The 13,098-nt window shown below is 66.2% G+C and carries 12 protein-coding genes; 9 read left to right on the forward strand and 3 right to left on the reverse strand.

Translation table 11 applies throughout. The features are described from left to right. Nucleotides 1–32: 32 nt before the first annotated feature. Nucleotides 33–1,880: a glycoside hydrolase family 13 protein gene (locus tag ACHMXB_RS19930; protein WP_395401240.1), complete on the reverse strand. Its 1,848-nt coding sequence runs from the start codon at nucleotides 1,878–1,880 to the stop codon at nucleotides 33–35. 126 nt (nucleotides 1,881–2,006) lie between these two features. Between ACHMXB_RS19930 and ACHMXB_RS19935 the strand changes: the two genes are divergently transcribed. From ACHMXB_RS19935 to ACHMXB_RS19955, 5 genes are all read left to right on the forward strand, one after another. Next, on the forward strand, nucleotides 2,007–3,299 hold the full coding sequence (locus ACHMXB_RS19935; RefSeq protein WP_395401242.1) for an ABC transporter substrate-binding protein: 1,293 nt from the start codon (nucleotides 2,007–2,009) through the stop codon (nucleotides 3,297–3,299). Nucleotides 3,300–3,306: 7 nt separating this feature from the next. Then, nucleotides 3,307–4,344: a carbohydrate ABC transporter permease gene (locus ACHMXB_RS19940; RefSeq protein WP_395401244.1), complete on the forward strand. Its 1,038-nt coding sequence runs from the start codon at nucleotides 3,307–3,309 to the stop codon at nucleotides 4,342–4,344. Continuing rightward, nucleotides 4,341–5,240 (forward strand): carbohydrate ABC transporter permease, encoded by a 900-nt coding sequence (locus ACHMXB_RS19945; RefSeq protein ID WP_395401246.1) that lies wholly within the window; start codon nucleotides 4,341–4,343, stop codon nucleotides 5,238–5,240. Before ACHMXB_RS19940 ends, ACHMXB_RS19945 begins: the two co-directional genes overlap by 4 nt. Next, nucleotides 5,237–5,500, forward strand: coding sequence for a hypothetical protein (locus tag ACHMXB_RS19950; protein ID WP_395401248.1), 264 nt, complete (start codon nucleotides 5,237–5,239; stop codon nucleotides 5,498–5,500). Before ACHMXB_RS19945 ends, ACHMXB_RS19950 begins: the two co-directional genes overlap by 4 nt. Nucleotides 5,501–5,578: 78 nt before the next feature. After that, nucleotides 5,579–6,634 (forward strand): LacI family DNA-binding transcriptional regulator, encoded by a 1,056-nt coding sequence (locus ACHMXB_RS19955; RefSeq protein ID WP_395405369.1) that lies wholly within the window; start codon nucleotides 5,579–5,581, stop codon nucleotides 6,632–6,634. Nucleotides 6,635–6,676: 42 nt separating this feature from the next. On the opposite strand, the gene ACHMXB_RS19960 is transcribed toward ACHMXB_RS19955, so the two are convergent. Next, the gene (locus ACHMXB_RS19960) at nucleotides 6,677–7,591 is read right to left on the reverse strand and encodes a hypothetical protein (protein ID WP_395401250.1); all 915 of its coding nucleotides are present in this window, start codon (nucleotides 7,589–7,591) and stop codon (nucleotides 6,677–6,679) included. 33 nt (nucleotides 7,592–7,624) lie between these two features. After that, nucleotides 7,625–8,431 carry an exodeoxyribonuclease III gene (locus ACHMXB_RS19965; RefSeq protein WP_395401252.1) on the reverse strand — a complete coding sequence of 269 codons (807 nt, stop codon included), beginning with the start codon at nucleotides 8,429–8,431 and terminating at the stop codon, nucleotides 7,625–7,627. A 287-nt stretch (nucleotides 8,432–8,718) separates the two neighbouring features. Here ACHMXB_RS19965 and ACHMXB_RS19970 point away from each other — a divergent pair, with 287 nt between their 5' ends. The 4 genes from ACHMXB_RS19970 to ACHMXB_RS19985 are packed head-to-tail and all read left to right on the forward strand — an operon-like array spanning nucleotide 8,719 to nucleotide 13,062. Further along, nucleotides 8,719–10,218, forward strand: a complete 1,500-nt coding sequence (locus tag ACHMXB_RS19970) for a CoA-acylating methylmalonate-semialdehyde dehydrogenase (RefSeq protein ID WP_395401254.1) — start codon at nucleotides 8,719–8,721, stop codon at nucleotides 10,216–10,218. Beyond that, nucleotides 10,218–11,276, forward strand: coding sequence for an enoyl-CoA hydratase/isomerase family protein (locus ACHMXB_RS19975; RefSeq protein ID WP_395401256.1), 1,059 nt, complete (start codon nucleotides 10,218–10,220; stop codon nucleotides 11,274–11,276). The genes ACHMXB_RS19970 and ACHMXB_RS19975 overlap by 1 nt, the downstream gene beginning before the upstream one ends. After that, nucleotides 11,269–12,225, forward strand: coding sequence for a 3-hydroxyisobutyrate dehydrogenase (gene mmsB / locus ACHMXB_RS19980; RefSeq protein ID WP_395401258.1), 957 nt, complete (start codon nucleotides 11,269–11,271; stop codon nucleotides 12,223–12,225). The genes ACHMXB_RS19975 and mmsB overlap by 8 nt, the downstream gene beginning before the upstream one ends. A gap of 57 nt (nucleotides 12,226–12,282) precedes the next feature. After that, a complete protein-coding gene (locus ACHMXB_RS19985; RefSeq protein WP_395401260.1) occupies nucleotides 12,283–13,062 on the forward strand; it encodes an enoyl-CoA hydratase in 780 nt (259 codons plus the stop codon). Nucleotides 13,063–13,098 lie beyond the last annotated feature (36 nt).

Consider the following 13,098-nt stretch of genomic DNA (forward strand, 5'->3'; position numbering starts at 1 on the left):
GAGTTCCGGTTAGTCGGAGAGCGCCGGGCAGCTTATCCGGCCACCAGGTAGGCCGCACTGTTGGGTGCAACCACGGCTTCATCAGCGCCTGATTCTGCAGCGCTCGACAGCGCAACCCGATAACCGCCGGGGACCGGCATGGGATCCGCCCCGGTGTTGGCGACCACCAGGACATCGCGGTTGTGGAACGCCAGGACGCCCAGTTCGGGGTGGTGGTTGTCCGCCCAGCAGAATGTTCCGGATCCCAGTCCGTGGTTCCGGCGTGCGGTGAGCGCGGCGCGGTACAGCTCCAGCGTGGAGCCTTTGACGCCGTCCTGCCGGTCCGCGGCCAGATCTTCGAAGGATTCGGGCTGGGGCAGCCACGGCGCGGCCGGGTCCTGCGCAGTGGACGCCTCTGCGAAGCCATACCCGGGCGCTGCGGATTTCCATGGCAGCGGCACCCGGCAGCCATCGCGCCCGCGCTCAACGCCGTTGGTCCGGAAGAACGTGGGGTCCTGCCGGGCTTCGGCGGGCAGCGTGGTGTGCTCCGGGAGGCCAAGCTCCTCGCCCTGATAGATGTACGCGGACCCGGGGAGGGCCAGGGACACCAGCGAGGCGGCCCGGGCGCGGGCCAGGCCAAGGGCTGCATCGGGCTGCTCGTCCTCGGCGGCAATCCCCTTCGGGAAGGTGGTGGGATCCTGCAAACCGAACCGGCTCGGATGGCGCACAGTGTCATGGTTGCTCAGGACCCAGGTGGACGGTGCCCCCACGGACGCGGCTGCCTGGAGGGAATCCTCGATGGCCACGGCCATCCGCCGGGCGTCCCAGCCCGCCAGCAGGAAGTCGAAGTTGAAGGCCTGCTGCATCTCGTCCGGCCGGATGTACCGCGCGAGCCGCTCCGCCGGTTCAACCCACGCCTCGGCCACCAGCATGCGGTCGCCGTCGTACGCGGCCAGGACCCGTCCCCAGTCCCGGTAAATGTCGTGGACGCCGTCTTGGTCAAAGAACGGCGACGGCGGATACAGCGGCGACACAGGTTCGTGTTCCGCGCCCTCGGCGGTGTGCGCGCCCTCTGGGTCCCCGACGGCGGTGTGCGCCGTATGCGGCTCGACCGACTCTCCGTGGGCGCCAGGGGGATCCGTTACATGGGCGGCTTCAGCGGAGCCTTCCACCATGGCGGCCACACCTTCCCAGTCCGGAAGGCCGGCCTCCTTCACCATCCCGTGCGCCACATCCACCCGGAAGCCGTCCACGCCCCGGTCCAGCCAGAAGCGGAGCACGGAACGCATCTCCTCCCAGACCTCGGGGTTTTCCCAGTTGAGGTCCGGCTGCTTCGTGTCGAAAAGGTGCAGGTACCAGTCCCCCGGGGAACCGTCGGCGTTTGTGGTCCGCGTCCAGGCCGGTCCGCCGAAGATGGACTTCCAGTTGTTCGGCGCGAGGTTGCCGTCGCCGGAGCCTGGGACCTGGTCCTTCCCGGGCCGGAACATGTAACGCTCCCTGGCGGCCGAGCCGGGTTCAGCGGCAAGAGCCTCCTGGAACCACACATGTTCATCGGAGGTGTGGTTGGGGACCAGGTCGACGATCACCTTCAGCCCGCGGGCGTGGGCGTCCTCCAGCATGGTGTCGAAGTCGGCCAGCGTACCGAACATCGGGTCCACCTGCCGGTAATCGGCGACGTCGTAACCGCCGTCCGCCTGCGGGGACCGGTAGAACGGCGAGAGCCAGACGGCGTCAACCCCGAGCTGCTGCAGGTAGGGCAGGCGCGCCGTGACACCGGGCAGGTCACCCATGCCGTCACCGTTCCCATCGGAAAAGGAACGCGGATAGATCTGGTAAACAGCTGCGTGGGCCCACCACGCCGTCGTCTCGGACGCTGGCGTGCTGATCGGGCGGTGACTCATGGTTGCCTCTCCGGTAACAATTAGGTGTAAACGCTTGCATATCTTCGGGCAACGTTACTAGTGTGACAGTCACCACATCAACCGCACGAATGATTTCCATGTCACTCAGCGAGGAGTCTCCAGCCAATGAAAACCCCTAAATTCTTACTGCCGGTTGCCACTGCCGGCGTGCTCGCCCTTACCCTGTCCGCCTGTGGCGGCGGGGGCGGCACCACGGGCGGCGGCGGTGCCGGGGGCGGTGACGCCGCCAACAACCTCGACGGCCGCGGTCCCATTACCTACGTTCAGGGCAAGGACAACAGCAATGTGGTCCGCCCACTGGTCGAGAAGTGGAACGCCGCCCACCCGAACGAGAAGGTGACCTTCAAGGAGCAGACGGACCAGGCGGACCAGCAGCACGATGACATCGTGCAGCACTTCCAGGCCAAGGATGCCAGTTACGACGTCGTGGACGTTGACGTCGTGTGGACCGCAGAATTCGCGGCCAAGGGATGGCTCCAGCCGCTGAAGGACAAGATGGCCTTCGATACCAGCGCCATGCTGAAGCCGACCGTCGACGCCGCGTCGTACAAGGGAACGCTGTACGCGGCCCCGCAGACCTCCGACGGTGCCCTGCTGTACTACCGCAAGGACCTGGTTCCCACCCCGCCGAAGACGTGGGACGAGATGATGGGCATGTGCTCCATCGCCAAGCAGAACAACATCGGCTGCTACGGCGGGCAGTTCAGCAAGTATGAGGGCCTGACCGTCAACGCTTCGGAAGCCATCAACTCTGCCGGCGGCGCCGTCCTGGATCCGGACGGCAAGCCCAGCCTGAACACCGCCGAGGCCAAGACGGGCCTGGAGAACCTCGCCAAGGCCTACGCCGACGGCAACATCCCCAAGGAAGGCATCACCTTCCAGGAGGAGCAGAGCCGCCAGGCGTTCCAGAGCGGAAAGCTCCTCTTCCTGCGCAACTGGCCCTACGTCTACAACCTGGCAACCACTGAAGGTTCCTCGGCAGTGAAGGACAAGCTGGGCATCGCCCCGATCCCGGGCAAGGACGGCCCCGGTGCCTCCACGCTGGGTGGCCACAGCATGGCTGTGAGCGTCTACTCCAAGAACAAGGCAACGGCCCTGGACTTCCTGAAGTTCATGACGTCCGAAGAGACGGAGAAGTTCTACGCCACCCAGGGGTCGCTGGCTCCGGTGCTGGGCAGCCTTTACACGGACGCCGCCCTGGTGAAGAAGCTCCCGTACCTGCCCGTCCTGAAGACCTCCATCGAGAACGCCGTGCCGCGTCCGGTCAGCCCGTTCTACCCGGCGGTCACCAAGGCAATCCAGGAAAACGCGTATTCAGCCATCAAGGGCGAGAAGCCCGTGGACACCGCACTGTCTGACATGCAGAAGTCCATCGAATCCGCCGGTTCAGGATCGTAGTTCTGCCATGGCAACCGAAGTAGGCCCGACGCCGGTCAAGGCACCGGCGTCGGGCGGCGCCCCGATCCACCACGGCCCCAAGGGCGTGGGTGAGGATAACAAGATTCTGAGTCAGGGAAAGTGGGCCTCGTGGCTCCTTGCCCCGACCATAATCGCCCTTGCCATAGTGATCGTTTACCCGATTATCAGCGCAATCGTGATGTCCTTCCAGAAGGATGCCGGCCTGGATCCGGCCACCGGCCTCTTTACCGCGGGCGGTCCGGCAGGGGTCCAAAACTACGTCAACTGGCTCGCCCAGCAGTGTTCTGCTCCGGCAGGCGGAACGGTGGCTTGCCCGCCGGGTACGCTGGGTGCGCAGTTCTGGTCGGCCACGGCAACAACTTTCTTCTTCACCGTGGTTACCGTTACCTTCGAGACCGTCCTGGGTTTCTGGATGGCAATGATCATGGCCCGCACCTTCAAGGGCCGGAGCATGGTCCGTGCTGCTGTACTGGTGCCGTGGGCCATCCCCACCGCCGTCACCGCGAAGCTCTGGTTCTTCATCTTCGCCTTCGAAGGCATCGCCAACAAGCTGTTCAACACCTCGATCCTGTGGACAGGCAGTGAATGGCCGGCGAAGTGGGCAGTGGTCATCGCGGACGTCTGGAAGACCACACCCTTCATGGCCTTGCTGATCCTCGCCGGACTCCAAATGATCCCGGCCGAGGTTTACGAGGCCGCCAAGGTCGACGGCGCCACCGCCTGGCAGCGCTTCCGGCTGATCACGCTGCCACTGGTGAAGCCCGCCCTCATGGTGGCCATCCTGTTCCGTACCTTGGACGCACTGCGCATGTTTGACCTCCCGTACATCCTCACGGGCGGCGCAAACAACACCACTACCCTGTCCATCCTGGTGATCAACCAGATCAGACAAGGGTTCAATGCCGCCGCGGCGTTGTCGACCATCACCTTCATCATCATCTTTCTTGTCGCGTTCATCTTTGTCCGGTTCCTGGGGGCAAATGTTGTTGAACAGAGCGGCGCCACCGGTAAGGGGAAGAAATGACCGCCGCGACATCCTCCGCCACAAGCCTGCGCGCCGAGCAGGACCGAGGCCGCCGCAACGCACAGAACAAGGAAAAGTGGGCGCAGGGCAGGACCTACATCAGCGCCGCCGTCATCCTGATCTGGTGCCTCGCGCCGGCGTACTGGATGGTGGTGACGGCGTTCCGCGAGGTGGGCTTCACCTACGACACCTCGATCCTGCCCAGCCATGTCACGCTGGACAACTTCAACACCGCGTTCGACACCTCGTTCGGCAACCGGTTCGGCCAGGCACTGCTCAACAGCGTCTTCATCGGCGGCGTCGTCACGCTCGTGTCGCTGGTCATCGGCGTTTTCGCGGCGTATGCGCTGGCCCGGCTGAACTTCCGGTTCAAGTACCTGGTGCTCGGCTTCATCCTGGGCGCATCAATGTTCCCGGGCGTTGCCCTGATCACCCCGCTGTTCCAGCTGTTCACCAACATCGGCTGGATGGGCACGTACCAGGCGCTGATCATCCCGAACATTTCGTTCGTCTTGCCGCTGACGGTGTACACCATGACCTCCTTCTTCCGGGAGATGCCGTGGGAGCTGGAGGAGTCGGCCCGGGTGGACGGATGCACGCAGGGACAGGCCTTCCGCAAGGTCATCATGCCCCTCGCCGCGCCGGCCATCTTCACCACGGCGATCCTGGCTTTCATCTCCTCATGGAATGAATTCCTGATCGCCAGCCAGCTCTCCAGCGATGCAACCCAGCCGGTAACGGTGGCCATCGCCAACTTCGCCGGGGCCCAGCCGAACCAGGTTCCGTACACGGCCATCATGGCGGCAGGCACCATCGTCACCATTCCACTGGTCATCCTGGTGCTGGTGTTCCAGCGCAAGATTGTGGCCGGCCTGACGGCGGGCGCTGTCAAGTGACCCACGGAGCAGCACCACAGGGCAGGAAGCCGGAACCGGTCGCGCCCAAGCGTGTCCGCTCCGGCGAGGACTTCGACATCATCATCGGATTCCTTGGCTTCTGGGCCGTGGTGCTGCTCGTCGTCACCGTCTGGATGGAGGTGACGGCGCAGCCCGCCGTCTTCTGGGCACTGGGGCTGCTGGCCACACTGCTGGCACTGTATGGCATGGTCAGGCTCCGCAGGCGCCTCCCGGCACGCACGGCCACGCGCCGCAAGTAAAACCTGCGGGACTAAAATGGATTCTTGCCGCCGGGAAACTGCACGGCGGAAATCTGCATGACGCTTGGAGAGGACATCGTGGCGCGCACTACTGAAAGGGCACAGCGCGGTGGCCACTCAGGAGTCAGTATCGAGGACGTGGCCGCAGCCGCGGGAGTTTCCACGGCAACCGTGTCACGCGCCGTGCGGGGACTGCCCAGGGTCTCGCCGGCAACCCGGGAGAAAATCCTGGAGGTGGCAGCGTCGCTTGGCTACGTTGCCTCATCTTCCGCGTCCGGCCTTGCCACGGGGCGCACCAAGACTATTGGCGTGCTGGCCCCGTTTGTGAGCCGGTGGTTCTTCTCAAAGGCCATCGAGGGCGCGGACCGCGAACTCCATGCCCGGCAGTACAACCTGTCACTCTTCAACCTGGGCGGCCACGGCAGCCACCGCGAGCGGCTTTTCAGCAAGACAATGGTCTACAAGCAGATCGACGCCCTCCTGGTCCTGTGTATGGCGCTGACCCGGGACGAGCTGGAGCACCTGCAAAAGATCGACATCCCGCTGGTGGTGGTGGGCGGCCACGTGGAGGAATGTGCCTACATCGGCATCGACGACTACGCGGCAGCCTCCACCGCCGTCAAGCACCTGATCGAACTCGGCCACCGGGACATCGCGCTGCTGCACGGCGACGATGAAACCGACCTCAACTTCGATGTTCCCCGGGTCCGCATCCTGGCCTTCCAGGACGTCATGACAGCTGCCGGCCTGGAAGTCCGTCCCGAGTGGGACGAGTGGGGCGACTTCACCGTCCGCAGCGGCCAGGAGGCCTTCCGGCGGCTGTGGGCCCAGCCAGGCGAGAAACCCACCGCCATCTTCTGCGCCTCGGATGAAATGGCCATGGGCGTCATCTTCGAAGCGAACCGCGTCGGCATCCGGGTGCCGGAAGACCTGTCCGTGATCGGCATAGACGACCACGATTTTTCCGACGCCATCGGCCTCACCACTGTGGGGCAGCGGCCCGACGAGCAGGCCGAGCTTGGCACCAAGATGCTGCTGGACGAGCTCCTGGGGATCCCCGGTTCGGTGCAATCGTCCGTGGCACCGCACCGTCTGATCATCAGACGCACGACGGCGCCGCCCAGGTCCGCTTAGCAGCGCACCTTTCGTCTCTAAAAGAGCAGGATGCCGGGCGGGTTACGACGCCCGGGCCAGTTGGCGGATGGGGATCCAGCGGGAAGCCAGCCGGCGGTAAGCGGCCGCCGCGCCCGTCATGTCACCCTCCGCGAGGCACTCGATCCCCAACCGGACGTCCATGGGGGAGTCGTCCGGGTAGACCTTGTCCGCCACCGCACCGTAGTCAAGTTCCACCATCGAGTCCGCGTGGAAGAGCTCCAGCCATTCGGTGAGCTGCGTGAGGTCGTCCAGCATGTCAAGGTCAGGCGCGGCGAGGGCCAGGTTCGCCACGGCGTAGCGCACCCGGTCGAGGGCATCGGAGATGGGCGCCCACACACGCACGGTGAGGATCCTGCCGCTGGCCTCCACGACGTCCTGCGGGTCGGACTCGAGGAACAGCGAGAACCAGCTGAAGGGGATGCCCCAGGTGGAGGCCCGGGTGTGCACCCGCGTGATGCCGTCCCGCGCGTTGACCAGGTCGATGCGTTCCTGGTGCCTGTCCCGCTGCTCCTCGGGGATCAGCAGTTCGGCCAGGGGCCCGTGGATACCTTCGATGAGGGCGTTTGCCGCCAACCCGGCCCGAAGCACCAGCTGGCTGGGGCAGTAAAGCAGCCCGACGCCGTCGGCCGTTTCCTCCCTTGAGCCCTCCTTGCCTGGGCCCTCCTTGCCGGCATCCTCCACCGGGACACCCGGGGCGCGGGTGACCCGCACCAGGTCGGTCCGGCCGGTGGGAAACGGGTCACCGCCCGGCCGGGTGATCCGCCCCAGGGAAGCCAGCAGCTCCGCGTTTTCGACGGCGGCGCGGGACACCGCCCGCTCACCGGCTGACTTGATGGCGGCCTGCTGATCTTCGGGAAACGCGTCCAGCGGTTCATAGACGCGCAGCGTGGAGGAAAACGGGAGCCCGGCCTGGCCCCGGTAGAGGTTGCCCGTCATGAATGCCTGCCTGTCATCAGCCGTCAGCCTCCATCAGTCGGTCAGTTCCACAATCACCGGTGCGTGGTCGGACGCGCCCTTGCCCTTGCGTTCCTCGCGGTCGATCGACGCGCCGGAAACGCGCGAAGCGAGGGCCGGCGAGGCGAGCACGAAGTCGATCCGCATGCCCTCCTTCTTGGGGAAACGCAGCTGGGTGTAGTCCCAGTACGTATAGACGCCCGGGCCCGGGGTGTAGGGGCGTACGACGTCGGAGTAGCCCACCGACTCGAAGGCGTGGAACGCCGCCCGCTCCGGTTCGCTGACGTGGGTGTAGCCCTGGGTGAGGAACAGGTCGATGTCCCAGACGTCGTCGTCCGTGGGGGCGATGTTCCAGTCGCCCATCAGGGCGACCTGCTTGGACGGGTCCTCGGAGATCCACCCGGCGGCGTGGTTCTTCAGGGAATCCAGCCATTTGAGCTTGTAGGGCATGTGCTCGTCGTCGAGGGAGCGGCCATTCGGAACGTAGAGGCTCCACACCCGGACCCCGCCACAGGTGGCGGCCATGGCGCGTGCTTCCTGGACAGGATCCTTGCCCGCCTTGCCGAAGTGCGGCTGGTCGATGAAGCCGCGTTCGACGTCGTCCAGTCCCACCCGCGAGGCGATGGCCACGCCGTTCCACTGGTTGACCCCGAAGTGTGCCACCTCGTAGCCCATGCGCTCGAAGAGCTCCCACGGAAAGTTGTCGTCCTTGCACTTGGTTTCCTGGATGGCCAGGACGTCACAGTCGGAACGCTGCAGCCACGCCTCCACACGGTCGGCACGGGCACGCAGCGAGTTCACATTCCAGGTAGCTATCTTCACAGTCCTAACTTACCGAACTTGGACGCGGATGGGGCTCCCGGCGGATGGCGGCACACTCCTGCCGCAAGCCCTGACTGAACCGCGTCCAAGCCCCGCCCGAAACGGGGCACATTGACCCGGGACACGCCGGATTCAGGCGCCCGGAAGCACCGTTTCCGCCCCAAAGTGCCCCACGACGGCGGCAGCCCACCGTTGCTGCCAACCTCACCGGAGGGACTCTGGAATTTAGTAGGAAGTCCGAGTAGATTCAGCAGCAAAGATGACCGGGGTCATGCAAAGGAGCATCCATGGTTCACGAACTATCCCACTACATTGGCGGCCGGCGGGTAGAGGGCACCTCCGGCCGGTACGGCGACGTCTTTGATCCCTGCACCGGTGAGGTCCAGGCCAAGGTGCCACTGGCGGGCGCGGAGGAAGTCCGTAACGCCATCGCGAACGCCGAAAAAGCCCAGCCGGAGTGGGGCGCCATGAACGCCCAGCGGCGCGGCCGCATCCTGCTCAAATTCGTGGATCTCGTGAACGAGCATATGGACGAACTCGCCGCCCTCCTCTCGTCGGAACATGGGAAGACCCTCGCCGATGCCAGGGGCGACATCCAGCGCGGCATCGAGGTGGTGGAGTTCGCGGCCGGTGCCCCGCACCTGCTCAAGGGCGAATTCTCCGATGACGCCGGCTCGGGCATCGACGTGCACTCCATGCGCCAGCCGCTGGGCGTGGTTGCAGGCATTACGCCCTTCAACTTTCCTGCCATGATTCCGCTATGGAAGTCCGGCCCGGCGCTCGCGGCAGGCAACGCGTTCATCCTCAAGCCGTCCGAACGCGATCCGTCCGTGCCGCTGCGCCTGGCCGAGCTCTACTCCGAGGCAGGGGTCCCGGACGGCGTCTTCAACGTGGTCAACGGCGACAAGGAGGCCGTGGACGCGCTGCTCGAGGACGAGCGCGTGCAGGCAATTGGGTTCGTCGGCTCCACGCCGATTGCCCAGTACATCTACGCCACTGCGGCGGCCCACGGGAAGCGGGCCCAGTGCTTCGGCGGCGCCAAGAACCACATGGTGATCATGCCGGACGCGGACCTGGACATGGCCGCCGATGCCCTGATCGGGGCCGGCTACGGGTCGGCCGGTGAACGCTGCATGGCAGTGTCAGTGGCCGTTCCCGTGGGGGAGGAGACCGCGAACAACCTGGTGGCGAGGCTGCAGGAGCGGATCAAGTCCCTGAAGGTCGGCCACAGCACGGCCAAGGACTCCGACTTCGGGCCGGTGGTGACACCCGCCGCCAAGGAGCGGATCGAGGGCTACATCAAGTCCGGCGAGGAGGAGGGCGCTTCGCTCCTGGTGGACGGCCGCGGCCTGGCCGTGGACGGCTACGACGGCGGGTTCTGGGTGGGCCCCACGCTGTTCGACAACGTCACCAAGGACATGAAGATCTACCGCGAGGAGATCTTCGGCCCCGTGCTCAGCGTCCTCCGCGCCTCCGACTACGACGAGGCGCTGCGGCTCTGCAGCGAGAACGAGTTCGGGAACGGCGTGGCCATCTTCACCCGCGACGGGGATGCCGCCCGGGACTTCGCCAGCCGGGTGCAGGTGGGCATGGTGGGCATCAATGTCCCCATCCCGGTGCCCATTGCCTACTACACCTTCGGCGGCTGGAAGGCGTCCGGGTTCGGTGACCTCAACCAGCACGGCGCCGACGCCTTCCGCTTCTACACCAAGACCAAGACCGTGACCTCGCGCTGGCCCTCCGGTATCCGGCAGGGCGCCAGCTTCATCATGCCGGAAGGAAGCTGATGACTGAACCTGAACGACAGGTGCTGTTCGAACAACGGGGCAGGCTGGGGGTGGTCACGCTCAACCGGCCCAAGGCAGTGAACGCGCTCACGGCCGGGATGGTCACCGCCGTCCTCGAGCAGCTCACCGCCTGGGCAGAGGACGACAGCGTTGCCACCGTGCTGGTCCAGGGTGCCGGCGACCGCGGCCTGTGCGCGGGCGGGGACATCGTGGCCATCTACCGCGACATCCTCGCCGGCGGCGACGAAACGGCCGGCTTCTGGGCGGACGAATACCGGCTGAACTCGCTGATCGAGCGGTATCCCAAGCCGTACGTCGCCTTCATGGACGGCCTGGTGCTGGGCGGCGGCGTGGGCATCTCCGCGCACGGCTCCCTGCGCATCGTCACCGAGCGCACGCGGACCGGGATGCCGGAGACCACCATCGGGTTCGTGCCCGACGTCGGCGGGACACTCCTGCTGTCACGCTCACCAGGGGAGGCGGGCACCCATGCCGCCCTCACCGGCGCCCACCTGAGCGGCGCGGATGCGCTTTTCCTGGGGCTAGCCGACTACTTTGTCCCGTCCGGCAGCCTCGCGGACCTTGCGGCCGGGCTGGAAAACGAAAGTGCGGAAGCCGCCGTCGTACGCTTTGCCGAAAAGCCGCCGGCCTCGCCGCTGGAGGCACAGCGGGACTGGATCGACGCCTGCTACGCAACGGACGACGCCGAGGAGATCGTCCGGCGGCTGCGCGCCGGGGGCAGGGAAGCAGCAGCCGCCGCCGACACCATTGAGGCGAAGTCGCCCACGGCCGTCAAGGTGACCCTGGCCTCGCTCCGCCGGTCGCGCGGGCTGACGCTCGACCAAGCGCTCATCGAGGAATACCGCGTGGGACTGCGCTGCCTCGCCGGACCGGACTTCCGGGAGGGGATCCGGGCGCAGGTGGTGGACAAGGACCGCAACCCGCAGTGGCAGCCGGCCACGCTGCAGGAAGTGCACGCGGACGACGTCGAGCGGTACTTTGCGCCGCTGGGGGACCGGGAGCTGGTGCTGTGGGAAAGGGAGTCGGACCATGCCTGACGAAGCATTCGTGCCCGAAGAAGCAAGCCGGCCTGATGCAGCAAAACCGCGCGTCGCGTTCCTGGGATTGGGCCACATGGGCGGACCCATGGCGGTCAACCTGGTCAAGGCAGGCTACGACGTCATCGGCTTCGACGTGGTGCCCGCCGCGCTGGACGCCGCACGCGGGCACGGCATCCCCGTCGCAGCGAGTGCCGCGGAAACCATCCCCGGAGCAGAGATCGTGCTCACCATGTTCCCGAGCGGGCAGCATGTGCTGGACGCCTACCGGGGCAACGACGGGGAGCCGGGACTGCTGGCCGCCGCGGCGCCGAACACCATGTTCCTGGACTGCTCCACCATCAACGTGGACGAGGCACGGGAAGCCGCCCGGCTGGCCCTCGACGCCGGGCACCGCTCCGTGGACGCGCCGGTTTCCGGCGGCGTGGTGGGTGCGGAGGCCGGCACCCTGACGTTCATGGTGGGTGCGCTGCCGGAGGATTTCGAGACAGTGCGGCCGCTGTTCGACGTCATGGGCAAGCGCGCGGTGCTGTGCGGAGAGCACGGCTCCGGCCAGGCCGCGAAGGTCTGCAACAACCTCATCCTGGGTGTCTCCATGATCGCGGTGAGCGAGGCGTTCGTGCTCGGGGAGAAGCTCGGGCTGACCCACCAGGCCCTGTTCGATGTCGCATCTGCGGCGTCAGGGCAATGCTGGGCCCTCACCACCAACTGCCCGGTCCCGGGACCGGTGCCCACCAGCCCGGCCAACCGCGACTACCAGCCCGGGTTCGCCGGCGCATTGATGGCCAAGGACCTCCGGTTGGCGCTGAATGCCCTCCAGTCCACCGGCGTTGCCGCCCGGATGGGACCGCTGGCCTCCGAGATTTACGACGCCTTCGCTGCGGAAGGCGGGGCCGGCCGGGATTTCTCCGGCATCATCACCGACATCCGGGACAAGTCAGGACAGTAGGCTTAGTTTCAGGACGCACCAACGTTTCACGACCTACCAATCACGTGAGGGGCATGGATGACGCACGAGTACGGGAACATTCTGGTGGAGCGCCGCGGGCGCGTTGGCCTCGTCACCTTGAACAGGCCCGAGGCGCTGAACGCCCTGGACAGGACCACCCTGGAGGAACTCGTGTCCGCGGTTTCGGCCATGGACACCGATCCCGGCATTGGCGCCGTCGTGATTACCGGCTCGGGGAAGGCCTTCGCTGCAGGCGCCGACATCAAGGAGATGGCGGACAAGGGCTACCTGGAGATGTACGACGCCGACTGGTTCCGCGGGTGGGAGGACCTCACCCGGCTGCGCATTCCGCTGATCGCGGCGGTGTCCGGCTTCGCGCTGGGCGGCGGCTGCGAGCTGGCCATGATGTGCGACTTCATCATCGCCGGCGACAACGCCAAGTTCGGCCAGCCCGAGATCAACCTCGGCGTGGTGCCGGGCATGGGTGGATCCCAGCGGCTTACCCGCGCCGTGGGCAAGGCCAAGGCGATGGACATGATCCTCACCGGCCGGTTCATCGACGCAGACGAGGCGGAACGTTCAGGCCTGGTGGCACGCGTGGTGCCCGCCGCGGACACCGTGGAGGAGGCGCTGAAGGCCGCCGAGGTCATCGCGTCCAAGTCGAAGCCAGCCGCCATGCTGGCCAAGGAAGCCGTCAATGCGGCCTTCGAGACAGGGCTGGCACAGGGCGTGCTCTTTGAACGGCGGCTGTTCCATTCGCTCTTCGCCTCCGAGGACCAGAAGGAAGGCATGGCCGCTTTCACGGAGAAGCGCCAGCCGGAGTTCAGGCACCGGTGAGCACTCGGCTGACCGGGGAGCGCACCGTGAAGGGGA

Origin of the sequence: Arthrobacter sp. UC242_113, from assembly GCF_044054585.1 — a bacterium.
Classification (GTDB): Bacteria; Actinomycetota; Actinomycetes; order Actinomycetales; family Micrococcaceae; genus Arthrobacter.

Bases quoted from the DNA above. Each gene is read 5' to 3' on its own strand.
- ACHMXB_RS19930 (WP_395401240.1), bottom strand. From the start codon at position 1,880: ATGAGTCACCGCCCGATCAGCACGCCAGCGTCCGAGACGACGGCGTGG.
- ACHMXB_RS19935 (WP_395401242.1), top strand. From the start codon at position 2,007: ATGAAAACCCCTAAATTCTTACTGCCGGTTGCCACTGCCGGCGTGCTC.
- ACHMXB_RS19940 (WP_395401244.1), top strand. From the start codon at position 3,307: ATGGCAACCGAAGTAGGCCCGACGCCGGTCAAGGCACCGGCGTCGGGC.
- ACHMXB_RS19945 (WP_395401246.1), top strand. From the start codon at position 4,341: ATGACCGCCGCGACATCCTCCGCCACAAGCCTGCGCGCCGAGCAGGAC.
- ACHMXB_RS19960 (WP_395401250.1), bottom strand. From the start codon at position 7,591: ATGACGGGCAACCTCTACCGGGGCCAGGCCGGGCTCCCGTTTTCCTCC.
- ACHMXB_RS19970 (WP_395401254.1), top strand. From the start codon at position 8,719: ATGGTTCACGAACTATCCCACTACATTGGCGGCCGGCGGGTAGAGGGC.
- ACHMXB_RS19975 (WP_395401256.1), top strand. From the start codon at position 10,218: ATGACTGAACCTGAACGACAGGTGCTGTTCGAACAACGGGGCAGGCTG.
- mmsB (WP_395401258.1), top strand. From the start codon at position 11,269: ATGCCTGACGAAGCATTCGTGCCCGAAGAAGCAAGCCGGCCTGATGCA.
- ACHMXB_RS19985 (WP_395401260.1), top strand. From the start codon at position 12,283: ATGACGCACGAGTACGGGAACATTCTGGTGGAGCGCCGCGGGCGCGTT.